Source organism: Pedococcus ginsenosidimutans (genome assembly GCF_039544395.1).
GTDB classification, from domain to species: Bacteria; Actinomycetota; Actinomycetes; order Actinomycetales; family Dermatophilaceae; genus Pedococcus; species Pedococcus ginsenosidimutans.
On record NZ_BAABLO010000012.1, the window covers coordinates 157,213 to 181,209 of the forward strand.

Sequence of the window (23,997 nt, forward strand, 5' to 3'; positions counted from 1 at the left end):
TGAGGTCATGCGCCTGACGTACCGGTTGCTCAACGTCTTTGCCCGACCGGGGGACCCGTTCTCGGGCAACCCGCTGGCCGTCGTCCAGGACGCGGCAGACCTGTCCGAGGACCAGATGCAGGGCATCGCGCGCCAGTTCAACCTCTCGGAGACGACCTTCCTGGTCCCGGCCGGCGACGGCGACGGCGCCGACGCCGGGGTCCGGATCTTCACACCCAACTACGAGATGGCCTTCGCTGGCCACCCGACGCTGGGCACGGCGCACGTGGTCCGCGCCCTCGGGCTTGCGGGCGACGCGCTGACGCTCTCCATGCCCGCCGGTGTCATCCCGGTGGCAGCCGACGGTGACACCTGGACCCTCACCGCCAACCCCGGGTCGGTGCAGGCCGACTACCAGGTCGGCGAGATCGCCGAGTGCGTGGGGCTCACGGCCGACGACCTCGTGGGTCCGGTGCAGCAGGTCAGCACCGGCAGCGCGCAGGTGGTCGCGAGGGCAGCCGACGTCGACGCGGTACGGCGCGCCGTGGGGGACGCGGCCGCCATGCGGCGCTTCGCGGGGATGGGGACGCGGGGTGGCGAGACGCTGGTCTACCTGTGGTGCGAGACCGGCGAGGGGCAGGTCGAGGCGCGTGCCCTGTTCACCCAGGGCTCGGCCGCCATCGAGGACCCCGCGACCGGCTCGGCGTGCTCCAACCTCGGCACCTGGCTTGCCGCCCAGGGCAGGTCCGGGCGCTGGGAGGTCAGCCAGGGACAGCAGGTCGGGCGTCCGTCGACACTCGTGCTCACCGTGGCGCCCGAGGGCACCGTGCGGGTCGGCGGGCTCGTGCGCGACCTCGGCGAGGGGTCCTCGACCTGTGAGCGCCGTGGCGTCGCCCCGTGAGGTCGTCGACCGGCTGGCGACGAGCTCCACGGTGGCGTGGGGAGTGCGGCTCCTCGACGCGACGACGGGGCAGGCGCTGGCCTCGCACCGGGCCGACCAGGTGCAACGCACTGCCAGCATCGGCAAGGTGCTCCTGCTCCTGGAGGTGGCCAGGCTCCTGGAGTGCGGGGAGCTCGACGGCAGCCAGCAGCTGGTGCCGAGGCAGGAGGACCTCGTGGCCGACTCCGGCCTGTGGCGACACCTGTCGACCGCCGAGATGGAGGTGGTGGACTGCGCGGCACTCGTGGGCGCGTTCAGCGACAACCTCGCCACCAACGTCCTGCTGCGCCGCGTCGGCGGTGCCCGTGCCGTGGAGGAGACCGCCGTCGCGGCCGGCATCGAGGACGTGGCGCTGCACGGACCCGTCCGCGACGTCCGCGGGCCGAGCGACCCGCCCACCCTGTCGACGGGCAGCGCCGCCGGCCTGGCTGCCTTGGCGGTCAGGCTGCACCGCGGTGAGCTGGTGTCGCCCATGGTGAGCGCCCGCGTGGCCGGATGGCTGTCCCTCAACGCCGACCTGTCCATGGTCGCCTCGGCGTTCGGGCTCGACCCCCTGTGCCACGACGAGCCCGACCGAGGGCTGCGGCTGTGGAACAAGACGGGCACGATCACGGGTGTGCGCGGCGACGTCGGGGTCCTGTCGGGGCCGGCTGGCACCATCGCGTATGCCGTCCTGGCCGAGTGGGACGACCCCGCCGCCCCTCAGGCGCGCGAGGAGGCCCTCGAGGGCATGGCACTGGTGGGAGGCGCAGTGCGCCGGGTCGTGGAAGGAGCCTGAGGTGGGCACGTTCGTGGTCTTCCTGCGCGCGGTGAACGTCGGGGGCCGCACCCTGAAGATGGCCGAGGCTCGGAAGGTGTTGCAGGACAACGACTTCCGTGACGTGGAGTCACACATCCAGACCGGCAACTTCCTCGTGACGACGACGATGCGCAGCATCGCCAAGGTCGAGCAGGCGGTCGGGGGACTCCTCGGTGAGCACGCCGGGTACGACATCGTGGCCATCGCCCGCCGACCTGCCGACCTGCCCGCCCTCGTTGCCGAGGTCGACGCCATTCCCGTTGCGCTGAAAGGAGAGACGTCGCGCTACGTGAGCTTCTGCGCCGCGCCCCCCACGGCGGACCGGGCGGCAGGGCTCGAGGAGTGGGACTCCGCCGGGGAGCGCGCCAGGGTCATCGGGAAGGATGTCCTCATGGAGTTCGCGGTGCCGTTCCACGAGGCGAAGCTCACCGGGCCCCGGATCGAGAAGGTCCTCGGGGTGCCGGGCACGGCCCGCAACATGACCGTCGTCCGCGCACTGGCGCAGAAATGGGGAACGTGATGGCCGAGGAGACCGGCGGCACCGGACTGGGACACCGTGCGATCAGCATGGAGCGGGTCGAGAAGGGTGTGTTCGAGGTGACCAACGCCCGGGGCGGCACCATGCGCATCGCGGGTGGGGACAGTGCCGACTTCACGCCCGTCGAGCTGCTGCTGACGGCCATCGCCGGCTGCAGTGCCGTCGACGTCGACTTCATCACCGTCAAGCGGGCCGAACCGGAGACGTTCCACGTCGAGGCGACGGGGGAGAAGGTGCGTGACGACAACGGCAACCACCTCGAGGACCTGCGCGTGCGCTTCGCGGTGACGTTCCCCGAGGGGGAGGCCGGCGACCGCGCCCGGGAGATGCTGCCCAAGGCCGTCGCCATGTCGCACGACCGGCTCTGCACCGTGAGCCGCACGGTCGAGCTCGGCACACCGATCGACAGCGCGCTGGCAGCCGACTGAGGTCGACTGCGGCGGTGGCTCAGGCGACGGTGTAGCGCAGGAGCACGACCCCGTCGCCGAAGGTGCGCTCCTCGACCAGCCGCAGGTCGAGCCGACGGCCCGTAGGCAGCGCCGGCGTGCCGCCGCCCACGGAGAGCGGGTGCAGGAACAGCGACACCTCGTCGACCAGGCCTGCCGCGAGGGCTGCTGCGGCGACCGTGGGCCCACCGATGCTGAGGTCGGCGGTCGCCTCGTCCTTGAGGCGGCGGACCGCTGAGGGGTCGAGCTCCGGAAGCAGCTCGGTCCGTGGGGTGTCCACGGACGTCAGGGTCCGCGAGAAGACGACCTTCTCCGCGGCCTGCCAGATCTGGCGGTACTCGGCCGACACGGGGGAGCGGTCGGCGTCGGGATCGGTGCCGGCCCAGTAGCGCATGATCTCGTACATCCGCCGGCCGTACAGGTACGTCCCGATCGCCCGCTCACGGTCGTTGACGAACTGGTGCACCTCAGCGCCGGGAGCCGCCCAGTCGAAGCGCCCGTCGGCGTCGACGACGTAGCCGTCGAGCGACGCGATGGCGGAGTAGTGCAGGCGGGCCATGGGGCTCAGGCGACCTTGTCGCGGGCGGCGACGAACGCCGCCACGCAGGCCCGGACGTCGTCCTCGGAGTGTCCCGCCGACAGCTGCACCCGGATCCTCGCCCTGCCCTGTGGCACCACGGGGTAGGAGAAGGCGATGACGTAGACGCCCTCGTCGAGCATCGCGTCGGCGATCTGCGCCGCCGTGCGAGCTCCGTCGGGGCCGGGGAACATCACCGGCGTGATGGGGTGCTCACCGGGGAGCAGGTCGAAGCCGGCCTCGGTCATCAGCGACCTGAACAGCGCGGTGTTGCTGGTCAACCGGGCGCGTGCCTCGGTCGAGCCGGCCGCGATCTCCAGGGCCTTGAGCGACCCCGCGGCCACGCTCGGGGCGACGGCGTTGGAGAAGAGGTAGGGCCGCGACCGCTGGCGCAGCAGGTCGACGATCTCCTGGTGCGCCGCGACGTACCCACCTGACGCCCCGCCGAGGGCCTTGCCCAGGGTGCCGGTGAGGATGTCGACGCGGTCCATGACGCCGAAGCGCTCGGGCGTCCCTCGGCCGCCCTCGCCGACGAAGCCCACCGCGTGGCTGTCGTCGACGAGCACGAGCGCGCCGAACTCGTCGGCGAGGTCGCAGATCTGGTCCAGCGGGGCGAGGAAGCCGTCCATCGAGAACACGCCGTCGGTGACCACGACCGTACGGCGCGCGCCACCGTCCTTCGCAGCCTGCAGCTGGGTGCGCAGGTCGGCCATGTCGGCGTTCTTGTAGCGGAAGCGCCTCGCCTTGCTCAGACGGATCCCGTCGATGATCGAGGCGTGGTTGAGCTCGTCGCTGATGATCGCGTCCTCGGCGCCGAACAGCACCTCGAAGACACCACCGTTGGCGTCGAAGCAGGATGAGTACAGGATCGTGTCGTCGGTCTGCAGGAAGTCCGAGATGGCTCGCTCCAGCCGCTTGTGCAGCTCCTGCGTCCCGCAGATGAAGCGGACGCTGGCCATCCCGAAACCCCACTCCTGCAACGCCTGCGCCGCAGCGGCCTCCACCTCGGGGTGGTCCGCCAGCCCGAGGTAGTTGTTGGCGCAGAAGTTGAGCGCCTCGGCCTTGCGCGTCGTGATGTGCGCCGACTGCGGCGAGGTCAGCTCGCGCTCATGCTTGTAGAGCCCGGCTTCCTCGATCTCGTGCAGGGTCGTGGCCAGCTCGTCCTTGACGGTGCCGTACATCGGTCAGCTCCAATCCATGATGACTTTGCCGCACTGGCCCGAGCGGGCGGCGGCGAACGCGTCCTGCCACTGCTCCGCGGGGAAGCGGTGGGTGATCACCGAGGCGATCCGCTCCCGCAGCAGGGGAGAGGTGCCGAGCATCGAGCTCATCGCGTACCAGGTGTCGTACATCTCGCGGCCGTAGATGCCCTTGATGGTGATCATGTGCGTGATGACCCGGCCCCAGTCGATGGGGAAGTCGTCCTTGGGCAGCCCGAGCATGGCGACGCGACCACCGTGGTTCATGTTGGCGAGCATGTCCTCGACGGCACTGGGCACGCCGGACATCTCCAGGCCCACGTCGAAGCCCTCCTTCATGCCGAGCTCGTCCATCGCCTCCCGCAGGTTGGAGGTGGCAGCGTTGACGACGAGGTCGGCCCCGGCGTGCTTGGCCAGCCCGAGCCGGTAGTCGCTGACGTCCGTCACCACGACGTGGCGGGCGCCTACGTGGCGGGCGAGGGCCGCGGCCATGACGCCGATGGGCCCGGCGCCGGTGATGACGACGTCCTCGCCGGCCATCGGGAACGACAGCGCCGTGTGGGTGGCGTTGCCGAGCGGGTCGAAGACTGCTGCGAGGTCGGGGTCGAGGTCGTCCGGCTGGACCCACACGTTGCTCGCCGGGAGGACTACGTAGTCCGCGAATGCGCCGTCCCGGTTGACGCCGATTCCCTTGGTGTGGATGCACATGTGACGGCGTCCGGCGCGGCAGTTGCGGCACGTCCCGCAGACGATGTGGCCCTCGCCCGAGGCTCGCTGCCCGACGCTGACGCTGGTGACGTCCTCGCCGACCTCGACGACCTCGCCGTAGAACTCGTGCCCGATGGTCATCGGCGGCACGACCGTGGAGGCCGCCCACTCGTCCCACTGCTCGAGGTGCAGGTCGGTGCCGCACAGGCCCGCCCGGAGCACCCTGATCTTGACGTCGGTGGGGCCGGTCTCGGGCTCGGGGACGTCCAGCAGCTCAAGCCCCGGACCAGCAGTGGTCTTCACGAGTGCGCGCACGCGCCCAACATATCGGGCGCCGGCCGGGCCGAGAGCCGCGCCCGGCCCCCCCAGCGGCATACAGTCTGCGCATGGCGAGGTATCTGGACGTGCACCCGGTGGACCCGCAGCCCCGGGCGATCAGCCAAGCGGTGCAGCTGGTCCGCGACGGGGGGTTGCTGGCCTACCCGACGGACTCCGGGTACGCGCTGGGGTGCGCGCTGGGCAACCAGGACGGCAAGGACAGGATCGTGCGCATCCGCCACCTCGGGGACAAGCACCACTTCACGCTGGTGTGTGCCGACTTCGCCCAGCTCGGGCAGCTGGTGCACATCGACAACTCCGTCTTCCGGGCGATCAAGGCGGCGACGCCGGGCAGCTACACGTTCATCCTGCCGGCGACCAAGGAGGTGCCCCGCAGGCTGCTGCACCCCAAGAAGAAGACGGTCGGCGTACGCATCCCCGACGACCGCGTCGTGCAGGCGCTGCTCGCCGAGCTGGGGGAGCCGCTGCTGTCCAGCACCTTGATCCTGCCGGGGGAGACCGACCCGATGACCGAGGGCTGGCTCGTCAAGGAGGAGCTGGACCACCAGGTCGACGCCGTCATCGACTCGGGGGAGTGCGGCACCGAGCCGACGACCGTCGTCGACTTCTCCAGCGGGGCGCCCGAGGTGGTGCGCGTCGGCGCGGGCGACCCCACGCCGTTCGAGTAGGGCGCGCGCCCTACATCTCCTCGTGGGTGTCGGGGTCCCCGCCGAACAGCCGTCCGTCGGGACGTCCCAGCGCGGTGATGGCCGACATCTCCTCGTCGGTGAGCTCGAACCCGAACACGTCCAGGTTGGCCCGCTGGCGCTCTGGCGTGGCCGACTTGGGTAGCGGCATCGAGCCCAGCTGCACGTGCCAGCGCAGCACCACCTGTCCGGGGGTGACCTCGTGGGCGGCTGCAGCCTGCGCCACGGCCGGCTCGGCGAAGGGTGCGTTGCGCTTGCCCATCGGGCTCCAGGCCTGGGTGAGGATGCCGAGCTCGCGGTGCACCTGTCGCATCTGCGGCTGCGGGAAGTAGGGGTGCAGCTCGACCTGGTTGACGGCCGGTGTCACGCCCGTCTCGTCGATGACCCGGCGCAGGTGCTCGGCGGTGAAGTTGCTGACGCCGATGCTGCGGACCAGGCCCTCCTGCCGGGCCTGGACCAGTGCCTGCCACGCCTGGCCGTAGAGGTCGCGGCTGGGGTTGGGCCAGTGGATGAGCGCGAGGTCGAGCTGCTCCAGCCCGAGGCGCTGCGCCGAGTCGCGCAACGACTGCAGGGCCAGGTCCTTGGCGTGGAACCGGCCGGGGATCTTCGTGGCGACGACGACCTCGGCGCGCGGGATCCCGCTGCGGCGCAACGCCTCTCCGACCTCGGCCTCGTTCTCGTAGTTCACGGCCGTGTCGAGGTGGCGGTAGCCGTTCTCGAGGGCACTGACCATCGCCTCGATCCCGTCCTCGCCCTTGAGCGGGTAGGTGCCGAACCCGATCCGGGGCAGGGTCGTCCCGTCGTTGAGGGTCAGGGGAGCGTCGTCGTACCGGTCGTCAGCCATCCGCCCACGGTAGCCCGCAGGTCAGGGGAGTGGCGCGAGCAGGGCCTGGGTCGCACTCGCCAGGTCGCTCGCGCGGGTGACGGTGACCCAGCGGTCGGGCACCGGCGGCTCGTCGGGCCACCCCGGACCACCGAGGACGAGGGCCAGCGGCCACCGGACCTCGCCCAGCACCTCCCAGAGCTTCTCGTCCACGGCTCGGCTGATGGACGCCCACAGGAACAGCCTCGACGGACGGCGGGACAGCAGCAGGCTCTGCAGCGCCTGGGTGGGCACCCGCGCGCCGAGGCCCAGCGCACCCACGCCGTGGCGGGCCAGCTCGGCCTCGAGCGCGAGCAGCGGGAGGTAGTGCTGCTCGTTGTCGGCGCAGGCGAGGATCGCCTCGGAGTCGGCGTTGCGGGGGCGGTTGGCCCTGATGACCGAACGCAGCTCGGTGACGAGGATCTCGCTTGCGAGGTGCTCGGACTCCACGCCGAGGGAGCCCGCGCCCCACTGGTCGCCGATGGCTCGCAGGGCCGGGGCGAACACGTGGGTCCAGGCTGCGACGAGGTCACGCTCCCGCAGCGTCCGCTGGTAGATCTTCGACAGCATGCCCGGGTCCAGCGACAGTGCTGCGGAGCAGATGGCCTCCACGGTGCCGTGGTCGTCGCCGCGGGGGACCTCGGTGGCCTCTTCGTTCCCGGTCTCGATGAGCAGACGGTCGGAGTCCATGGACAGCGCGACGCGTGCGGCACTCTGGGCCGGGACACCGCGTGCGGTGAACCGGGCCATGACCCGGACGCGTCGGATGTCCTCCTCGCTGTACCTGCGGTGGCCGCCCTCGGTGCGCTGGGAGGGTCCGATGCCGTAGCGACGGTCCCACGTGCGAAGGGTGGCGGGGGAGAGGCCCAACCGGTCGGAGACCGCGCCGACGGCCCACTCGACGGCAGAGGGGGAGGTGCCGGACGCGGCCAGGTCCGAGGACTCCTGCGGGTCCTCGAAGACCTGACCCGACCGTTCGCTGTCCATGACCTCTCGTCTCCTGACTGACGTTTGGTGCCCGTTGGCCCGGCGGCGGGTGATGCACCGCCGTCGACCCCTGCCCGGGCATGTCCAACTATAGAACTTCTTCAGACCGCTTGCACTATGAACAAGTTCTGCATAGGTTGTGCATCACTTCGGTTTGCGCCACGAGGAAAGAGATTCCGATGAGCAGCATCAAGCGACTTCCCCGCCCACTGTTGAGCTCCTACGAGTGGCAGACCGAAGGGGCGTGCCGCACCACCGACCCCGACGAGTTCTTCCCGCATGAGGCCGAGCGGGGCAACCGCCGGCTGAGCCGTGAGCAGCGTGCCAAGGCCCTGTGTGCGACGTGCCCGGTGATCCAGCAGTGCTTCGACCATGCGATGTCGGTGCGTGAGCCGTACGGCGTGTGGGGCGGGACGACGCCGGAGGAGCGCCTTGCCATGCAGCGTGGAGTCGCTGTCTGAGCGTTGTCCGTGGTCGTGCACGCGTCAATGATGGCGTAGGCGCCCGCCCGGGGCGTGCATGCAGCGTTCGTGTCACGCGAAGACCCCGTCCTGGTGGACGGGGTCTTCGCATGTCCGGCAGGCGCTGGGAGCCGACGCGACGAGAGCCGTGGTGGCCGTGTGGCTGCCCCGTGGCCCGGCACGGTCGACCGATCGAGGAGGGGGTGCGCCCGCTTCCCTCAACCGTAGAATGACATAATGTTGATTATCGGCGTTATGTGGAGTGCGGTGGTGGGTTCGGAAGTGGTCTGAGATCCCGACTCACTGGAAACCCTTCGTGGCGCGCTTCTGAGCGGACTCGGCGTCGTCGAACGCACCAGCAACCAGCACGGGAACGACTGGCGAGCTGTTGAGGTCCGCGGCGACGTCGACGTCGGCCCCGAAACCCTTGGCAGCCAGCTCGCGTCCACTGGCGCAGTCGTGCAGACGTGTGGCCAGGCGTTCGCGGCCGGCCGTGAACGCCTCGGCTGCCAACGACGCCTCAGGGCTGAAGCCGTCTCCACCGACCAAGGACATCAGGGCCGCCAGGACGGCTCCGGCCCCGAGGAGGTCCTCGATCGCCGGACGCAGCGAGTCGTTCGCGTCCCAGCGTTCTCCAGCGGCGACCACGGCGACGGAGCGGCCGCTCGAGACCAGTGGGGCAAGCCAGAGGGCCACGGCCTGGGCGTTGCGCAGGCAACCGATGGTGACGGTCGTGGCGCCGTCGTCCAGGGCCTGCGCGATCGTCGCGCCGTTGGGTGACGCAAGCACGAGCCGCGGGTAGACCGGCCCGTGCAGCAGCCCGGCCGGTGACAGCGTCGGTGACGAGACCGCGTCGTCCCGGATGGCCTCGAGCCCTCCCACGGCCAGTGCAGCGTCGTTCCGAGCGGCGAACTCGGCCGCCCCGGGTCCCTGCCACCGGTACGGGAACACCCGCATCCCGCGCTCGACAGCCACCGTGACGGTGGTCGAGAAGCTCAGCACGTCGACCACCACTGCCACGTCAGCCCTGGTCGTCTGGGCGCCGGTGGGCCCCCAGTCGAACCGCACGGCGTACTCGCCCTGCCCGAACACGTCAGCCACGGACCATGAACCTAGCCCTCAGGACGTCATGGCCGGCGCTGGGCCTGCCGACCGCGTCAGTGCCTGGGACGCCGACGGGGCGCGTGGCGCCCCGGTGTGTCAGCCGACCGCGGCAGGGCGCGCCGTTCGCAGCGAGGCGACGCGCGTGGCCTCGACCTCGTACCTGCTGACCGTGGCCGCCCCAGCGCGGAAGAACCGGCGGCGCAGCGCTCCGCTGATCTCCACGGTGGCTCCGTCGGCGAGGCGCAGCGCCGAGCGGCGCGTGCGCGCGGTCCAGCAGGCGACGTCGATGGTGTCCACCCGCGCCCCTCCCCCGTGGGCCCCGGCCCGGAGGGGCCGTGGCACCACGACCCGCAGCTGCACGACGGTGTCCCCGCTGGGCAGCTCGCGCTCCTCCCCCGTACCGCTGACGCGCCCAACCAGCCGGACCTCGTTGACCCACTCCCCCATGTCGTCCATGCCCCAACCCTCCCGGGGGCCGGCGTCACGGTCGAGGCCCTGACCCACCCCTGTGGACCGCCGGGGCCGACCCGCGGCACCTGTGGACACGGGAGACGGCGCTGCCCCGGGGGTCCGGGACAGCGCCGTCGACCGTGGCGCGGGGTGGTGCTACGGCAGGTAGTACGTGGGGTTGGGCAGCTTCACGGCCCGGTCGGCGTGGCCGCCGATGAGGTCGCTGTACTGGTCGCCGAAGTTGGCGATGATGTCGAAGCCCTGGGACTCGACGTGGGCGCGCGTCTGCGACTTGTACTCGATCGTCGTGCACCGCGGGGCGATGACGCAGGTCGCGTACGCCGGGATCGGCTCGGTGGAGGTCCACTTGGTGTAGTAGTTCTCCGGGGTGAAGCCGGTGTAGCCGACCTTGGCGAGGTTGCCGAGCGTGGCAGCGCGCTGGGTGGTGTTGCGCCCGGTGAGCCCGACCAGGGTGCACCCGGCGTCGGCGGCGGCGTTGGCGAACGAGACCATCCCGGGCGTGGCCGGGAAGCGCTGCGGCTGCACCCAGTCGCGGTCCTGGACGACCGGGTCGAAGACGAAGTGCATCGCCGAGACCTCCATGTCGTAGGTCCACAGCGTGGTGTCGTCGGCGTCGAGGACGATCGCCGGCTTGTCACCGCGCCGGGCGCCGGCCGCGCACTGCTGCAGCAGACCACGGCTGCGCTGGTCGATCAGCTTGGTCATCTCCGAGATGTAGGGCGAGGACACCTTGTTCGAGATCCCGGTGCCGGGGTCGCCGTAGTACACCGCGATGGTCTTCTTGACGACGTCGATGTTGGGGATGCCCTCACCGCCCTGGGTGAGGCCGCTGGTGCCGTCCGGCTTCATCGTGAAGTGGGTGCGCGGTGCGAGCCGGGGCTGGTCGACCCCGGGCAGGTTGGGCGACGGCAGGTAGTAGGTGGGGTTGGGCAGCTTCAGGTAGTGGTCGGCGTACCCACCCTGGAGGTCGGAGAACTGGTCGCCCACGTTGAGGACCACGTCGTAGCCGAGGTCCTTCTCGAGGTGGCGCCGGGTGCCGGCCTTGTACTCGACGGTGGTGCACTTCGGGTACGCCGAGCACCACGCCGGTGACAGGTAGGACGGCGGGGTCGCGCCGGAGTCGAACTTGGTGAAGAACCGGTCGGCAGGGAAGGCGGTGTAGCCGACCTTGGCGAGGTTGCTGACCGTGTGCGCCTTCTGGCTGTCGGTGCGTCCCGTCAGGCCGAAGACGGTGAAGCCCATCGCCTGGGCGTCGTTGACGAAGTCGACCATCCCCGGCACGGCGGGGAACCGCTCGCCGTCGACCCACGGCTGCTGGGCGGCGGGCGTGAACACGAACTTCATGTCGCCCACCTCCATCTGGTAGGTCCACAGGGTGGTGTCGTCGGCGTCGAACACGATGGCGGGCTTCTCGTGGTGGCGCTTGGCGTCGGCGAGGAGCCGGGGCAGCCGGCGCCGCTCCTGCGACAGCAGGGACGACATCTCGGTGACGTACGGCGAGCTCGTGGGGTTCGCGTTGCCGTCACCCTTGGGGTCGCCGTAGTAGGCGTAGATGGTCTTCTTGACCGAGTCGATGTTGGGGATGCCCTCTCCCCCGGCCGTCAGGCCGCTCGACCCGTCGGCGGCCATGGTGAAGTGGGTGCGCGGCGCGAGTCGGGTGTCGGAGCCGTGGGCGCTGGCGCTGGCGGCGCCGCCCGTGGTGGCGGCGGCCAGGGCGAGCAGGGCCGCACCCGCCGTCACCGCCGTCCTCGTGCTCGTGGCGACCTTGCGGACGCCGTGGGTGCTGTGGACGGGGTGGGGCATGCGCACACTCCTGGAGGGGGACCGCCGTGGGGCCGGATCTCGGCCTGACCGCCGGAGGCTATGCAGCCCATGACCTGCGCGGAAGTGACATTTGTCATGGGTGGCAGACTGCTGGCCATGAGCCCGGCCGACCTGCTGCGACCCATGACGGACGACGACGTGCCGAGGGTCCTCGAGCTCAACCACCGCCACGTGGAGCTGCTGTCCCCGCTGGACGCCGAGCGGCTCTCGCGACTGCGTTCCTGGGCCTCACGTGCCGACGTCATCCTGTGCGACGGTGAGGTCGCGGGCTTCGTCCTGGTCTTCTCCCCCGGGTCGGCGTACGACTCGGAGAACTACCGCTGGTTCTCCGACCGCTACGGCCACGCCTTCGACTACCTCGATCGGATCGTCGTCGACGACGCGTACCGGCGCCGCGGCCTGGCCTCCGCGGTCTACGACGTCGTCGAGGAGGCTGCGGCCGACCGGGGCCGTCTGGCGCTCGAGGTCAACATCGACCCGCCGAACGAGCCGTCGCTGGCCTTCCACCGCGCCCGGGGCTTCGTCGAGGTGCACCAACTCGGCGCATCCGGGCACATCGTCAGCCTCATGGAGCGAACGGGTCGGTCGAACGGCCGAGAGTCTCGCCAGAACGACTGAGGCGCACGGCCCGCAGGCGCGGTTACGGTTCCACGCAGGACATCTGCGGAGTCCACCCAGGGGGGTGGCGGACAGGGAGTGGGAAATCGTGGTCAGGGCCGGCATGCGCGCCGCACTCTCCGGCGCCGCAGTGGTCGTCGGCGTACTCGCCGGGTCGCTCCCGGCACTCGCCTCCACCGTCCCGACCCATGCCGCCCCCACCTCGTCCAAGCCCGGCCCCGCGCCGGCGAGCGCCGGCAGGAGTCCCGACAAGAGCCTCACGCCGACCAAGGCGATGACCACGGCGGCCAAGCGCGCTGCGGCCGCCGAGAAGACGCTCAGCGCCGGCGAGCTCGCCGCCCAGATCGCCCAGGCCGAGGCCCTGACCACCGACCTGACGCGGTCCAACGCCGCGATCGCGGCCTCCGCCACCCGCCTCGACCGGCTGGCCAAGCAGACCAACACGCTCCTGCAGGAGTACGCCACCGCCAGGGACGCCGAGCGCTCCGCGCGGGAGGAGGCCGACCGCGACGTCGCGACGTACCAGTCCCTGTCCACCCAGCTCGGCGAGGACCGCAAGGAGCTCGGCCAGCTCGCCTACCAGGCGTATGCCGGCGGCGGTGGGGACCTGGCGGACATGAGCACCCTGTTGGACGCCCTGAGCCGTCCGGCCGCCGAGGCGAGCGACACCACGGCGCAGCTCGGCTACCTCAACAACCAGAAGGCCTCGGCGTTCCAGCGCGTCCAGGACCGGACCCGCCTGCAGCAGCAGGTCGCCGTGCAGGCGGTCGAGGCGAGCACCCGGGCAGCAGACGCCGCCACGGCCGCCGCGAAGGCCAAGGCCGGTCTCCAGACCGCGATCGCCGAGCAGAAGGCCCAGCTCGAGGCGACGCGGGCCCTGCACGCCGCCCAGGTGCGCAAGGCCGGCCCCATCGCCGGGCTGCTGCTCGGCAGCGAGGACGCCACCGCGCTGGCGGCCACCAAGCGCCTGCGCGCCGCCCTGGTCGTCCCGGGCGTCAAGACCGACGGCTCGGTCAAGGCGTGCAGCACCAACGAGGCCGACTACCCCAACGGCGCGGTGCCCGCCGCAGGGCTGTGCCCGCTGTACGGCGCGCCTGCCCAGAGCCTGCGCCCCGGCGCCGCCGCTGCGTTCAACGAGATGAGCCTCGCCTACGAGAAGGACACCGGCTCCCCCATCTGCGTCACCGACTCCTACCGCTCGCTGGCCGAGCAGGTCTCGGTGAAGGCCGAACGGGGCAAGTGGGCGGCCACCCCCGGCACGAGTGAGCACGGTCGTGGCCTCGCGGTCGACCTGTGCGGTGGCGTCAACGACTTCGGCTCCGCCGCCCACCTGTGGATGAAGCAGAACGCGCCGCTGTACGGCTGGTTCCACCCGGCGTGGGCCGAGCCGACCGGGTCGCTGCCCGAGCCGTGGCACTGGGAGTACGCCGGCTGACACGCGCCGCACCTGGGTAGCAATACGCATCTGCGCCGGGGGCTGCTGTGCCACCCTTCACGCATGACGACTGAGGCGACCACGTCGACGGCGACGTGGCAGGGCAACGAGCACTACCGCAGGTCCTGGTACTGGTACGACTGGGCCAACTCGGCCTACGTCACGACGACCGCGACCGTGCTGTTCACCCCGTACCTCACCGCCGTCGCCGAGGCCGCGGCCTGTCCCGGCCTGGCCGACGGACAGACCTGCCGCACCAACCTCCACGTCCTCGGGGTCGGCATCGCCCCGGGTTCGGTGGCGCCGTTCACCATCACCCTGGCGACCATCGTCTCGGCGGTCGCCCTGATCTTCGTCGGGGCCATCGCCGACCGCTCCCCCAGGCCCGCTCGCCTGCTGGGCGGGTTCGCCCTCGTGGGGTCCATCGCGGCCTGCCTCATGGCGCTGGTGCGGGGCACCAACTGGCAGCTCGGGGTGGTGCTGCTCATCGTGGCCAACCTGAGCCTGGGCGCCTCGCTGGTGGTCTACGACTCGATCCTGTGCCGGATCGCCAGCCCCGACGACCGCGACAAGGTCTCCTCGCGGGGGTGGGCGCTGGGCTACCTCGGTGGCGGGCTGCTGCTCGCGGTCAACTTCCTCATGCTGAGCAAGCCCGACGTGCTCGGCCTCGACCGCGGCGGCGCCGTCCGGGCGAGCATGCTCATGGCGGGCCTGTGGTGGGCCGGCTTCTCGCTCATCCCGGTCATCGGCATGTGGCGGCTGCGAGGCGTCGAGCGGCCCGAGGTGGCCAGGACCGCCGGCATCGTGGGCGGCAGCCTGCGCCAGCTGGCCTCGACCTTCCGGGAGCTGCGGCTGTTCCCCCAGACGATGCTCTTCCTCATCGCCTACCTGTTCTTCAACGACGGCATCCAGACCGTCATCGGCCAGTCCAGCCTCTACGGCCAGCGCGAGCTCGGCTTCCCCGAGACCACCATGCTGACGCTGTTCCTCATGGTCCAGTTCGTCGGCTTCGGCGGCGCCCTGCTCTTCGGCCGGCTCGCCCAGCGGTACGGCGCGTGGCGCACGGTGCTCTGGGGCCTGGTCCTGTGGACCGGTGTCGTCGTCTTCGCCTACTTCGTGCCCGACCGCCAGGTGGTCCCGCTGTTCGTCCTGGGGGTGGCCATCGGCCTGGTGCTGGGGGGTACCCAGGCGCTGAGCCGGTCGCTGTACAGCCAGCTGGTGCCCAAGGACCGCGAGGCCGAGTTCTTCAGCCTCTACCAGGCGATGGAGCGCGGCACGAGCTGGTTCGGGACGCTCACCTTCGGGCTCGTCTACCAGTGGACGGGCTCCTACCGCCCGGCCATCGTCGCCCTCGCGGTGTTCTTCGTCGTCGGCGGGGCGCTGCTCGCCCGGGTGGACATGCGCCGCGGCATCCTGGACGCCGGGAACGCCCTCCCCCACGTGGTCTGACCTGCGGCTTTCGCGGCGCGGGATGTGATCCGTGTCACACGATGCCAACGCGTGCGACGCGCCGGGCGTCGGAACATTGCACGGGTCGATGGCGTTATGCCTAGCGAATCCCGAGCCCCCACCCGAGCGGGCCGGGAACCACGCACCGTTGGGAGAACACCATGGCAGAACGCACCCTTCGCGGAAGCCGAATGGTTTCGCACAGCCTCGAGACCGACGACCACGTCGTCCCGAGCGAACGACAGATCACCGCGTACGTGTGCCCGCTGGGGCACCGCACGGAGCTGCCGTTCTCGATCGAGGCGGAGATCCCTCCCACCTGGGAGTGCCGTTGCGGCGAGGAGGCGCGGCTGGTCGACGGCCCCGAGCCCGAGGCGAAGCAGGTCAAGCACGTCCGCACCCACTGGGACATGCTGCTCGAGCGTCGCTCGATCCCCGAGCTCGAGGAGCTGCTCGAGGAGCGGCTGACCCTCCTGCGCGAGTCGCGTGGCGAGAAGCCGCGCCGCAAGCGCACCGCCTGAGCCCACCAGCACCGGCCGGCCGCCTCCTGAAGGAGGCGGCCGTTCCGCGTTTCCGGCTCGGTGCGGTCAGAGGACCTCGCCCTCGATGATGTCCGGCCCGTTCGAGCCGCCGGGCCCGCGACCTCGTCCACCCGGCCCCCTGCGCCCACCGAACACTCCCCCGAGCAGCCGCCTGGCCACCACGGTCTCGAGCACGGACCGGGCGATCGGCCGGGTCAGGGGCAGGATGAAGAAGAAGCCGACGACGTCGGTGAGGAAGCCCGGGGCGAGCAGCAGCGTGCCGCCCACGAGCACCAGGGCCGCGTCGGCGAGCTCGCGGCTGGGCATCCGTCCCGTGTTGAGGGCGGTGGTCAGCGCGGCCCAGGCCCGGGCGCCCTCCCGGCGCACGAGCCAGGCCCCGAGTGCCGACTCCAGCAGCAGCAGCGCGAGGGTCTGCCACCCGCCAATGACCTTCCCCACCGCGATGATCGTGGCGATCTCCAGGATCGGGACGACCAGCAGCAGGAGGAACACCACCGCGAGCCAGCGTGGCCGGCGGCGGCGTGAGGAGCCCGTTCCCCCTACAGCTCGTGCCACGTGGGTTCCCGGCGCTGGGACAGCCCGCGCAGCTGGTCGGCGCGGTGGTGCACACCCCACACGGTGATGCGCTGCAGCGACTCGCGCATGATGTCGCCGCTCATCTTGGAGTCGCCGATCTCACGCTCGACGAAGGTGATGGGCACCTCGACCACGCGGAGCCCGAGCCGGACCGCGCGCCGGGTCAGGTCGACCTGGAAGCAGTAGCCCTGGGAGGCCACCTGCTCCAGCCCCATGGCGCGCAGGGCGTCCGCGCGGTAGGCGCGGTACCCGGCCGTCGCGTCGTGGACCGGCATGCCGAGCAGGGCGCGCGTGTAGAGGTTGCCACCGACGCTGAGCGCCTTGCGGTGCAGCGGCCAGTTGACGACCGAGCCGCCCTTGACCCACCGCGACCCGATGACGAGGTCGGCACGCTCCAGGGCGTCCAGGAGGCGCTGGAGCTGCTCGGGCTGGTGGGAGCCGTCGGCGTCCATCTCGACTAGGGCGTCGTAGCCGCGGTCCAGGCCCCAGCGGAAGCCGGCGAGGTAGGCCATGCCGAGGCCCTGCTTCGCGGGGCGGTGCAGCACGTTGACCTGGGGGTCGGCCGAGGCGAGCTCGTCGGCGACGTCACCGGTGCCGTCCGGCGAGCTGTCGTCGAGCACGAGGACGTCCGCCCCGGGCACGGCGGCACGGATGCGGCGCACGACCAGCGGCAGGTTGTCTCGCTCGTTGTACGTCGGGATGCACACGAGCACCCGGTCGATCTGGTCAGACAACGACGCCTTCCCTTCGTGTCTCGGCCGACCCTGTCGGGTCGGCGGCGGCCTCGACCCTAGCGGTCCGTCGGCGTGACCACCGACCCGCGGCCAGCAGCAGCAGCGCGGCGAGCCCCGCGGCGTACTCGGGCAGCTGGCCGAGCCGGTCGGCGACGGTCACCTCGGTCCGGACCACCGGTGACCCGAACCGGGCCGCCGGGGTGAACAACGAGGTCTTGTCGACGTACGTTCCGTCGGGGTTGATGAAGCCGCTCACTCCCACCGTCGACACGTGCACGACCGAGCGGCCGTGCTCGATGGCCCGGATCCGGCTGATCGCGAACTGCTGCTCCGACTCCGCGGTGTAGCCGAACGTGGCGTTGTTGGTCTGCACAGCCAGGATGCTCGCCTCCCGTCCCGGCTGCAGCGTGGAGTCGCGCATGAGGCCGTCGTAGGCGACCTCGAAGCAGATGGTGGGGACCACCCAGTAGGGCGCCTGCCCCTTGACCGGCACCTCGAAGGCCCCGGGCCGGTCACCCTTGGTGAAGTCACGCGCGACGAGGTCCACCTTGTCGCTGAAGTTCCGGAAGAAGCTGCGGTAGGGGATGTACTCGGCGAACGGCACCGGGTGCTGCTTGACGTAGCGTCCCGGCTCACCGCCCCCGGGGGTGTAGAAGAGGCTGGCGTTGGACACGTAGGGAGCGGGGCCGTCGAGCACCGCGCCCAGCAGGATCGGCGCCTTGATCGTCTCCACCGCCAGGCGGATGTCGGCAGCGGCGTCGGGGTTGTCGAAGGGGTCGATGTCGGAGGAGTTCTCCGGCCAGACGACCAGCGAGGGTGGCGTGGCGGCACGGCCGGCCGCGGCCACGGTGCCCTGGACGTGGTTGTCGAGGACCTTGCGGCGCTCGGCGTTGAAGTCCAGGCCGGCCCTGGGCACGTTGCCCTGCACGAAGAGCACCGAGACGGGGCGGCCGTCGGTCGGGGGCTTCATGGCGAGGGCCAGCACCAGGGGCGCGAGGCCGAGGACGACCAGCCCCCCGGCCAGGACGCGCCCCGGTCCGGTCCCGGCGGGCCCGTGCACCCGGCGCAGGCGTCGCACGGAGGTGACGGCCAGCGCGCGGCAGGCGACGTGGACCAGGACGCCCAGGGCTGTCACGGCGAAGGTCAACCCGGGCGCACCCCCGAACCGGGCGAAGGGGGCGAGGGGGCTGTCGGCCTGGCTGAACGCGAGACGCACCCACGGGAACCCGCCGAACGGCGTGGCGCCACGCGCCGCCTCCTGGAGGACCCAGCCCAGCGGCACCGCGGCGTACGCGAGCGGCCGCAGCCGGGTGGCGAGCAGGGGCCGCTGGATCCAGGCCACGACGAGGCACATCGCGGCGGTGTAGAGCGCCTCCAGCGTGGACAGGGCCACCCACGGCAGGTTGCCGACGTAGATGCCGGTCCACGAGAGGGTGGGCAGGAAGAAGCCCAGCCCGTGGGCGAGGCCGCCCAGCGCGGCCAGCCGCGGGCGGGCGCCGAACGTCGCCGCGGACAGCAGGGCCACCCCGAGCGGGGCGGTCCACCAGACGTCCTGGGTGGGGAACGCGAGGGCGGTCAGCAGGCCCGACAGCAGTGCCGGGAGGAGGACGGCGCCGGACCGCAGGCCCGGTCGCGTCGGGCGGGGTGGCGTCGTCACGCAACCACGGTAGGACACGTCGCGGCCCGCGCCGCCGTTGGGACCAGCAGGAGGTCGACCGGATGTCGACATCCCGCTGTTGTCTACTGAGCGCGCGGGCCGGACGCCGTCCACCACCGCCTCGGGCGGGAGGCACCAGTAGGGATCGACGTCGCTGCTGGTCAACGGTGGCTGCGCGCGCTAGTCACCGGCAGTACGTCGTGTCCGGTCTGGGTCCCCTCCCCCGGCAGTCATTCGGTGTGACAGCCGTGGGCCAACTTACCCTCGGCGCGGAGCGCGCTGTCAACCCGCCGTCCATGGCGGTTTCTCGCCATCCGGACCGCTTCCCGCCGCGCCACGATCCTTTCGTGCTCAGCAATTCCCTTGCAGCGGCTGAGGATCTTCTCAGTCACCGGCGTGTCGTCGAGGACACGCCGAGCCGGTGTCAGCCCTCGTCGGAGGGAGCGGGGACGACCACCACGCCGCGTGCGGTGGTGGCCACCACCGGGGGCTCGAGGACGTCGGCGCTGGACTCGCCGCGTTCCGGTGCACCCCGGCCGACCACCCGGACCTCGAAGTCCATCTCGCGGCTGCGACGGCCGACGCGCACCAGGGTCGCGCTGATCTCGATGACGTCGCCGGCGCGGACCGGGGCCTTGAACTGGACGTCGGAGTACGACGCGAACAGGCCCTCGTCACCGTCGGTGAGGATGCACATCTCGGTGGCGACGTCACCGAACGCGGCGAGCGAGTAGGCCCCGTCGACGAGGTTGCCCGCGTAGTGCGCGTGGCTGTACGGGACGTAGCGGCGATGGGTGACGGTGCGGCCGACCGTGGCCTGCGTGCCGGGGCTGGAGGTCATGCCTTCTCCTTGGTCGTGGACGGGGCACCCTTGGTCGGGGCGTTCTTGGTCGGGGCGTTCTTGGCCGGGGCGCCCTTGGTCGGGGCCAGGGCGTGGACGAGGTAGCTGGCGACCTCGCCGGGGGTCGTGCCGCGGCCGAAGATCCGGTCGACGCCCAGCCTGGCGGCGGAGCCCTCCTCGAAGCGGGGGCCGCCGACGACGAGCAGCGGGACCTGCCCCGCCGGGTACGCCTCACGGAAGGCCGCACTCATCGTCGTGGTGTTGTGGATGTGCGCGTCGCGCTGGGTGACGACCTGGCTCACCATGACGGCGTCGGCCTTCTCGGCCCTGGCCCGCTCGACGAGTTCGGGCACGAGCACCTGGGCGCCGAGGTTCACGACCTTGACCTCCCGGTAGTACTCCAGGCCCTTCTCCCCTGCGAAGCCCTTGATGTTGAGGATCGCGTCGATCCCGACGGTGTGGGCGTCGGTGCCGATGCAGGCCCCCACGACGACGAGCTTGCGGCGCAGCCGGGACTTGATCGCCTTGTTGACCTCGGTGGGCGTGAGCAGCGGGAACTCGCGCTCGACGACGGTGACCTCGCGCAGGTCGACCAGGTGCTTGGCGCTGCCGTAGACCACGAAGAAGGTGAAGTCCGGACCCATCGCCTTGGCGTGCACGAGCAGCGCGGGCTCGAGCCCCATCTTCGCGGCCAGCTGGAGGGCGGCGCCCTCGGCGCGCTTGTCGTGCGGGACGGGCAGGGTGAAGGACACCTGCACCATGCCGTCGCCGGTGGTGTCGCCGTAGGGCCGGATGATGTCGGGCTGGGTGGACGCGCTCATCGGTCGGAGCCCTCCTCGAGCATCGTCGTGGCCGGGTTGTCGTAGCCGGGGGCGCGCTCGACCACCCCGTCGAGACCCTTGCCGCGGTCGGCGGGACGCTTCATCAGGCCGAAGGTGCCGTCGGCGATCGCCGCCAGCAGCGGCGGGTCACCCGCGGTGTCGCTGTCGTGGACGATCGTGTCGAGCAGGTCGACCGCCTCGCCGAGCACCTGACGGGCCCGGGTCTGGATGAACCCGTCGCGCGGCGGGTGGAAGTCCTCGGTGAGCCCGCCGGCCGCGTTGAGGACGTAGCGCACGTTCTGCAGGGCGAGGTCACGGTCGGACAGGAACGGCGTCACCACGGCCTCGGTCATCATCCCGACGAGCAGGATGCCCTGGCCGGTCATCGCGCCCACGAGGTTGAAGAACCCGTCGAGCAGGTAGCCGCGGAACACGTCGCCCGTCATGTGCTTGGTCGGCGGCATCCACTTCAGCGGTGCCTTCGGGAAGAGCTGGCGCGCGAGCAGCGCGTGCGCGAGCTCCATCCGGAAGCTGTCGGGCAGGTCGGGGTTGATCTCGAAGGCGTGCCCGAGGCCGAGCTGCCAGTCCTCGAGCCCCGCCTCCTTGGCGAAGTACTCGTTGAGCAGCTGGCTGACCGTCACCGTGTGCGCGGCCTCCACGGCGTCGGCGGTGGTGAGGTAGTTGTCCTCGCCGGTGTTGATGATGATCCCGGCACGGGCGTGGATCTGGCGGCTGAACCGCTGGTCCACGAACGTGCGGATCGGGTTGATGTCGCGGAAGAGGATCCCGTACATCGAGTCGTTGAGCATCATGTCGAGCCGCTCGAGGCCGGCCAGGGTCGCGATCTCCGGCATGCACAGGCCCGAGGCGTAGTTGGTGAGCCGGATGTAGCGGCCGAGCTCCTTGGACGTCTCGTCCAGGGCCGCACGCATGAGGCGGAAGTTCTCCTGCGTGGCGTACGTCCCGGCATACCCCTCGCGGGTGGCGCCCTCGGGGACGTAGTCGAGCAGCGACTGCCCGGTGGAACGGATCACGGCGATGATGTCGGCGCCCTCGCGGGCGGCGTTCTGCGCCTGCGGGATGTCCTCGTAGATGTCGCCGGTGGCGACGATGAGGTAGATCCAGGGCCGCTGCTCGGGGTCGCCGTGGCGCTTGATGAGCCGGTCGCGGTTGGCGCGCTGCTTGTCGATGGTGCGTATGCCGCGGCTCACCTCTCGCCGCGCGGCGGACTGCGCGCGGGTGGCCTCGCGGCCCTCGGGGAGCCGGAACTGCACCGAGCCGCTGGCCGCCTTCTGGGCCAGGGTCAGCAGGTCCGGCGCCTCACCCCTGCGCAGGGCGTCGTAGACCGGGGTGGTCACCCCGTGCTCGAGGCCGACCTCGGCCCGGACGGCGTCGACGAGGTGGTTGACCCACGGCACCCGCTCGTGGTCGGCGCCGGCCAGCCCGGCGAGGCGCAGCGTGGCCCGCTCGACGGACACGGTCGTGTGGCTCTGGGCCAGCTTGACGACGGGGCGACCCGCCTTGCGGGCGAGGGCGCGGGCCTGGCGGACGGTGGCGGGATCGAGGTCCAGCAGGGGTTTGGCACGTGAAGACACGGCGCAAATCTAGCAGCGGAGCACAGGATTTCCGGCCAACCCCCCAGTTGGCCGGAAATCCTGTGGGTCTGTGTGTCGAGCTCTCGTCAGGGCTCTCGTCAGGGGCTCTTGACCGAGTCGGACGAGTCCTCGCTGCCCTCGGTCCTCGCCCTCGCCCGCACCACCGCGGGGACCGAGTCGACGACCGCGGGCTGCACGGTCACCTCGGCCCGGCTGCCCGAGTCGGTCTCGCCGAGGTATCGGGCGGTGGCCTCGTCGAAGTAGACGGCGTCGACGTACGCGCCGCGGTACTCCAGCTTCACGGCGTCGTGGCCGGCGAACTGGACCCTCGAGGTCGTGACCTGCGGCAGGCTCCCGAGGAGCCGGATCATGGCGGCGTTGAGGGCCGGCGGGGTCATGCCCTGGGCGAACCGGTCGCTGCAGTTCTCGAAGATGGCCTGGCTCGGGTCGAGGGAGTTGGGGCCGGTGCTGCGGATGTGCGCGTCGAAGAAGGCCCGCAGCCCGGCGGGGTCGGAGGGCCACTGCTGGTAGTCGGCGGGCCGGGTGCCCATGAAGGGGTCGTCGCCGAGGTCGCTCGCCGGGATGCGCTCGTAGGTGGTCCTCGCGGTCGCCGCACGGTCGACGGTCCGCAGCCAGGTGGTGCCGTCGGCGTCGACCCAGGTCTCCGAGGTGGCGTCGACGGCCGGGGTCTGGGCGTCCCGATGTGGCTGCCTGTAGACGACCACCTGGTGGAGGTACTGGCCCGGCCCGACCTCCAGGGTGGGCGCCACGGCCGCGGTGCTGGCCAGCCGCTCCACCGCGTCGGCGCGCGGCAGCGCCCTGGTCGGGGCGAAGACGGTGGTGCCCCCGAGCACGGCCAGGGCGGCCACGGCGGCTGCGGCCACGAGGGCGACCCACCGGCGCCGCGACCTACGCGGCGCCAGGGCCACGATGCGCCCGGCAGGGTCGTCCCGGTCCGCGACCCGGCGCAGGGTGGCCGCCAGGGCTGCCTCGGCCCGGAGCGGGGACCAGTCGGCGGACAGGGCGTCCCCCGAGGGCCGGGCCGCGGTGAGCAGCGTGAGCGGGTCGGGCCCGTCGACGGTGTGGTCGGACAGCTGGTCGATGGTCTTCACGAGATCTCCTGGGCGAGTGCGGCACGGCTGAGGTGCGGGGTACGGGCCGGCTCCCCCGCCGGCGGGACGGTCGAGGGCGCGGCATCCGCGGCGTACGCGGCGCGCAGCCGGGTGCGGGCACGGTGGAGGCGGACGGTGAAGGCGCGCACCGAGCAGTCGGCGACGGCAGCGGCCTCGGCGGGCGGTAGCCCGTCCCAGGCGGTCAGCAGCAGGGCCTCCCGCTCGGCACGGGTGCACTCGCCGAGGGCGCGCAGGACGCTCTCGCGCTCGTGGACCGCCTCGTCCGCGGACGGGGCGGTGGAGGTCCACCCCTCGCGCACTGCGGCGAACCAGACCTGGTCGGCGCGACGCGCGGTACGGCGCTGGTTGGCGATGACGTTGCGGGCCACGACCAGCAGCCACGGCAGCGGTTCGTCGGGCACCTGGTCGGGCCGTCGCCAGGCGACGAGGAAGGTCTCGGAGACCACGTCGTCGCACTGGCTCGGCTCGACGTGGCGGCGGGCGTATGCGTGGACGCGAGGAGCGTGCTGCCGGAACAGCGCGCTGAGCTCGGCGTCCCGGTCGTCGACCGTGTCGACGCGGTTGTCAGGGTGTCTGCTCACACCCTCCTGTGTCCGCTGCTCCCCCCGGATCACGCGCATGGCCGGAATTGTGGCGGTTCGCCAGGGCTGACCGCGGGAGGCTGCGTCGAGTCCTT

Annotated in this window: 26 protein-coding genes; 10 read left to right on the plus strand and 16 right to left on the minus strand. The window is 71.5% G+C overall.

Features of this window, described 5'->3' with window-relative positions; genetic code table 11:
* Nucleotides 1–7: 7 nt before the first annotated feature.
* From ABEA42_RS15370 to ABEA42_RS15385, 4 genes are read left to right on the plus strand one after another with little or no spacing between them, the layout of a single operon-like run.
* Nucleotides 8–880: a PhzF family phenazine biosynthesis protein gene (locus ABEA42_RS15370; protein ID WP_345504697.1), complete on the plus strand. Its 873-nt coding sequence runs from the start codon at nucleotides 8–10 to the stop codon at nucleotides 878–880.
* Nucleotides 855–1,697, plus strand: a complete 843-nt coding sequence (locus ABEA42_RS15375) for a serine hydrolase (RefSeq protein ID WP_345504698.1) — start codon at nucleotides 855–857, stop codon at nucleotides 1,695–1,697. Before ABEA42_RS15370 ends, ABEA42_RS15375 begins: the two co-directional genes overlap by 26 nt.
* A gap of 1 nt (nucleotide 1,698) precedes the next feature.
* The gene (locus ABEA42_RS15380; RefSeq protein WP_345504700.1) at nucleotides 1,699–2,238 is read left to right on the plus strand and encodes a DUF1697 domain-containing protein; all 540 of its coding nucleotides are present in this window, start codon (nucleotides 1,699–1,701) and stop codon (nucleotides 2,236–2,238) included.
* Nucleotides 2,238–2,684, plus strand: coding sequence for an OsmC family protein (locus tag ABEA42_RS15385; RefSeq protein ID WP_345504701.1), 447 nt, complete (start codon nucleotides 2,238–2,240; stop codon nucleotides 2,682–2,684). Before ABEA42_RS15380 ends, ABEA42_RS15385 begins: the two co-directional genes overlap by 1 nt.
* Before the next feature lie 19 nt (nucleotides 2,685–2,703).
* On the opposite strand, the gene ABEA42_RS15390 is transcribed toward ABEA42_RS15385, so the two are convergent.
* The 3 genes from ABEA42_RS15390 to tdh are packed head-to-tail and all read right to left on the minus strand — an operon-like array spanning nucleotide 2,704 to nucleotide 5,501.
* Entirely contained in the window at nucleotides 2,704–3,261 is a 558-nt protein-coding gene (locus ABEA42_RS15390) for a dihydrofolate reductase family protein (protein ID WP_345504702.1), read from the minus strand.
* A gap of 5 nt (nucleotides 3,262–3,266) precedes the next feature.
* Nucleotides 3,267–4,460, minus strand: a complete 1,194-nt coding sequence (locus tag ABEA42_RS15395; RefSeq protein ID WP_345504704.1) for a glycine C-acetyltransferase — start codon at nucleotides 4,458–4,460, stop codon at nucleotides 3,267–3,269.
* A 3-nt stretch (nucleotides 4,461–4,463) separates the two neighbouring features.
* Nucleotides 4,464–5,501: an L-threonine 3-dehydrogenase gene (gene tdh / locus ABEA42_RS15400; protein WP_345504705.1), complete on the minus strand. Its 1,038-nt coding sequence runs from the start codon at nucleotides 5,499–5,501 to the stop codon at nucleotides 4,464–4,466.
* A gap of 71 nt (nucleotides 5,502–5,572) precedes the next feature.
* On the opposite strand from tdh, the gene ABEA42_RS15405 reads away from it, so the two are divergent.
* Nucleotides 5,573–6,193, plus strand: a complete 621-nt coding sequence (locus ABEA42_RS15405) for an L-threonylcarbamoyladenylate synthase (protein ID WP_345504707.1) — start codon at nucleotides 5,573–5,575, stop codon at nucleotides 6,191–6,193.
* Between the two features lie 10 nt (nucleotides 6,194–6,203).
* On the opposite strand, the gene ABEA42_RS15410 is transcribed toward ABEA42_RS15405, so the two are convergent.
* Together ABEA42_RS15410 and ABEA42_RS15415 are read right to left on the minus strand one after the other, a co-directional pair.
* Nucleotides 6,204–7,055 (minus strand): aldo/keto reductase, encoded by an 852-nt coding sequence (locus tag ABEA42_RS15410; protein WP_345504708.1) that lies wholly within the window; start codon nucleotides 7,053–7,055, stop codon nucleotides 6,204–6,206.
* A gap of 21 nt (nucleotides 7,056–7,076) precedes the next feature.
* Complete coding sequence (locus ABEA42_RS15415) at nucleotides 7,077–8,060, minus strand: MerR family transcriptional regulator (protein WP_345504709.1); 984 nt, start codon at nucleotides 8,058–8,060, stop codon at nucleotides 7,077–7,079.
* 179 nt (nucleotides 8,061–8,239) lie between these two features.
* On the opposite strand from ABEA42_RS15415, the gene ABEA42_RS15420 reads away from it, so the two are divergent.
* The gene (locus ABEA42_RS15420; RefSeq protein WP_345504710.1) at nucleotides 8,240–8,521 is read left to right on the plus strand and encodes a WhiB family transcriptional regulator; all 282 of its coding nucleotides are present in this window, start codon (nucleotides 8,240–8,242) and stop codon (nucleotides 8,519–8,521) included.
* Nucleotides 8,522–8,821: 300 nt separating this feature from the next.
* On the opposite strand, the gene ABEA42_RS15425 is transcribed toward ABEA42_RS15420, so the two are convergent.
* The 3 genes from ABEA42_RS15425 to ABEA42_RS15435 form a co-directional block, all read right to left on the minus strand.
* Nucleotides 8,822–9,622: a 2-phosphosulfolactate phosphatase gene (locus tag ABEA42_RS15425; RefSeq protein WP_345504712.1), complete on the minus strand. Its 801-nt coding sequence runs from the start codon at nucleotides 9,620–9,622 to the stop codon at nucleotides 8,822–8,824.
* Nucleotides 9,623–9,721: 99 nt separating this feature from the next.
* Nucleotides 9,722–10,081 (minus strand): single-stranded DNA-binding protein, encoded by a 360-nt coding sequence (locus ABEA42_RS15430; protein WP_345504713.1) that lies wholly within the window; start codon nucleotides 10,079–10,081, stop codon nucleotides 9,722–9,724.
* A 150-nt stretch (nucleotides 10,082–10,231) separates the two neighbouring features.
* A complete protein-coding gene (locus ABEA42_RS15435) occupies nucleotides 10,232–11,899 on the minus strand; it encodes an HAD family acid phosphatase (RefSeq protein WP_345504715.1) in 1,668 nt (555 codons plus the stop codon).
* A gap of 117 nt (nucleotides 11,900–12,016) precedes the next feature.
* Between ABEA42_RS15435 and ABEA42_RS15440 the strand changes: the two genes are divergently transcribed.
* The 4 genes from ABEA42_RS15440 (at nucleotide 12,017) to ABEA42_RS15455 (ending at nucleotide 15,943) form a co-directional block, all read left to right on the plus strand.
* Complete coding sequence (locus ABEA42_RS15440) at nucleotides 12,017–12,538, plus strand: GNAT family N-acetyltransferase (RefSeq protein WP_345504717.1); 522 nt, start codon at nucleotides 12,017–12,019, stop codon at nucleotides 12,536–12,538.
* 103 nt (nucleotides 12,539–12,641) lie between these two features.
* Nucleotides 12,642–13,973, plus strand: a complete 1,332-nt coding sequence (locus tag ABEA42_RS15445) for a M15 family metallopeptidase (protein WP_345504719.1) — start codon at nucleotides 12,642–12,644, stop codon at nucleotides 13,971–13,973.
* Between the two features lie 63 nt (nucleotides 13,974–14,036).
* On the plus strand, nucleotides 14,037–15,422 hold the full coding sequence (locus ABEA42_RS15450; RefSeq protein WP_345504720.1) for an MFS transporter: 1,386 nt from the start codon (nucleotides 14,037–14,039) through the stop codon (nucleotides 15,420–15,422).
* Between the two features lie 161 nt (nucleotides 15,423–15,583).
* Entirely contained in the window at nucleotides 15,584–15,943 is a 360-nt protein-coding gene (locus tag ABEA42_RS15455) for an RNA polymerase-binding protein RbpA (protein WP_056885115.1), read from the plus strand.
* A gap of 66 nt (nucleotides 15,944–16,009) precedes the next feature.
* On the opposite strand, the gene ABEA42_RS15460 is transcribed toward ABEA42_RS15455, so the two are convergent.
* From ABEA42_RS15460 to ABEA42_RS15495, 8 genes are all read right to left on the minus strand, one after another.
* A complete protein-coding gene (locus ABEA42_RS15460; protein ID WP_345504721.1) occupies nucleotides 16,010–16,459 on the minus strand; it encodes an FxsA family protein in 450 nt (149 codons plus the stop codon).
* Between the two features lie 44 nt (nucleotides 16,460–16,503).
* On the minus strand, nucleotides 16,504–17,274 hold the full coding sequence (locus ABEA42_RS15465) for a polyprenol monophosphomannose synthase (protein WP_345504722.1): 771 nt from the start codon (nucleotides 17,272–17,274) through the stop codon (nucleotides 16,504–16,506).
* Nucleotides 17,267–18,931, minus strand: a complete 1,665-nt coding sequence (gene lnt, locus ABEA42_RS15470) for an apolipoprotein N-acyltransferase (protein WP_345504723.1) — start codon at nucleotides 18,929–18,931, stop codon at nucleotides 17,267–17,269. Before lnt ends, ABEA42_RS15465 begins: the two co-directional genes overlap by 8 nt.
* Nucleotides 18,932–19,355: 424 nt before the next feature.
* Nucleotides 19,356–19,772: a 3-aminobutyryl-CoA ammonia lyase gene (gene kal, locus ABEA42_RS15475; RefSeq protein WP_345504725.1), complete on the minus strand. Its 417-nt coding sequence runs from the start codon at nucleotides 19,770–19,772 to the stop codon at nucleotides 19,356–19,358.
* On the minus strand, nucleotides 19,769–20,593 hold the full coding sequence (gene kamE / locus ABEA42_RS15480; RefSeq protein WP_345504727.1) for a lysine 5,6-aminomutase subunit beta: 825 nt from the start codon (nucleotides 20,591–20,593) through the stop codon (nucleotides 19,769–19,771). The genes kal and kamE overlap by 4 nt, the downstream gene beginning before the upstream one ends.
* Nucleotides 20,590–22,188 (minus strand): lysine 5,6-aminomutase subunit alpha, encoded by a 1,599-nt coding sequence (gene kamD / locus ABEA42_RS15485; RefSeq protein WP_345504729.1) that lies wholly within the window; start codon nucleotides 22,186–22,188, stop codon nucleotides 20,590–20,592. Before kamD ends, kamE begins: the two co-directional genes overlap by 4 nt.
* A 98-nt stretch (nucleotides 22,189–22,286) precedes the next feature.
* Entirely contained in the window at nucleotides 22,287–23,300 is a 1,014-nt protein-coding gene (locus tag ABEA42_RS15490) for a hypothetical protein (RefSeq protein WP_345504731.1), read from the minus strand.
* Nucleotides 23,297–23,902: an RNA polymerase sigma factor gene (locus ABEA42_RS15495; RefSeq protein WP_345504733.1), complete on the minus strand. Its 606-nt coding sequence runs from the start codon at nucleotides 23,900–23,902 to the stop codon at nucleotides 23,297–23,299. Before ABEA42_RS15495 ends, ABEA42_RS15490 begins: the two co-directional genes overlap by 4 nt.
* Between the last annotated feature and the right edge of the window lie 95 nt (nucleotides 23,903–23,997).

Bases quoted from the DNA above. Each gene is read 5' to 3' on its own strand.
- ABEA42_RS15370 (WP_345504697.1), top strand. From the start codon at position 8: ATGCGCCTGACGTACCGGTTGCTCAACGTCTTTGCCCGACCGGGGGAC.
- ABEA42_RS15385 (WP_345504701.1), top strand. From the start codon at position 2,238: ATGGCCGAGGAGACCGGCGGCACCGGACTGGGACACCGTGCGATCAGC.
- ABEA42_RS15390 (WP_345504702.1), bottom strand. From the start codon at position 3,261: ATGGCCCGCCTGCACTACTCCGCCATCGCGTCGCTCGACGGCTACGTC.
- ABEA42_RS15395 (WP_345504704.1), bottom strand. From the start codon at position 4,460: ATGTACGGCACCGTCAAGGACGAGCTGGCCACGACCCTGCACGAGATC.
- ABEA42_RS15405 (WP_345504707.1), top strand. From the start codon at position 5,573: ATGGCGAGGTATCTGGACGTGCACCCGGTGGACCCGCAGCCCCGGGCG.
- ABEA42_RS15410 (WP_345504708.1), bottom strand. From the start codon at position 7,055: ATGGCTGACGACCGGTACGACGACGCTCCCCTGACCCTCAACGACGGG.
- ABEA42_RS15415 (WP_345504709.1), bottom strand. From the start codon at position 8,060: ATGGACAGCGAACGGTCGGGTCAGGTCTTCGAGGACCCGCAGGAGTCC.
- ABEA42_RS15420 (WP_345504710.1), top strand. From the start codon at position 8,240: ATGAGCAGCATCAAGCGACTTCCCCGCCCACTGTTGAGCTCCTACGAG.
- ABEA42_RS15430 (WP_345504713.1), bottom strand. From the start codon at position 10,081: ATGGACGACATGGGGGAGTGGGTCAACGAGGTCCGGCTGGTTGGGCGC.
- ABEA42_RS15435 (WP_345504715.1), bottom strand. From the start codon at position 11,899: ATGCCCCACCCCGTCCACAGCACCCACGGCGTCCGCAAGGTCGCCACG.
- ABEA42_RS15440 (WP_345504717.1), top strand. From the start codon at position 12,017: ATGAGCCCGGCCGACCTGCTGCGACCCATGACGGACGACGACGTGCCG.
- ABEA42_RS15445 (WP_345504719.1), top strand. From the start codon at position 12,642: ATGCGCGCCGCACTCTCCGGCGCCGCAGTGGTCGTCGGCGTACTCGCC.
- ABEA42_RS15450 (WP_345504720.1), top strand. From the start codon at position 14,037: ATGACGACTGAGGCGACCACGTCGACGGCGACGTGGCAGGGCAACGAG.
- ABEA42_RS15455 (WP_056885115.1), top strand. From the start codon at position 15,584: ATGGCAGAACGCACCCTTCGCGGAAGCCGAATGGTTTCGCACAGCCTC.
- kal (WP_345504725.1), bottom strand. From the start codon at position 19,772: ATGACCTCCAGCCCCGGCACGCAGGCCACGGTCGGCCGCACCGTCACC.
- kamE (WP_345504727.1), bottom strand. From the start codon at position 20,593: ATGAGCGCGTCCACCCAGCCCGACATCATCCGGCCCTACGGCGACACC.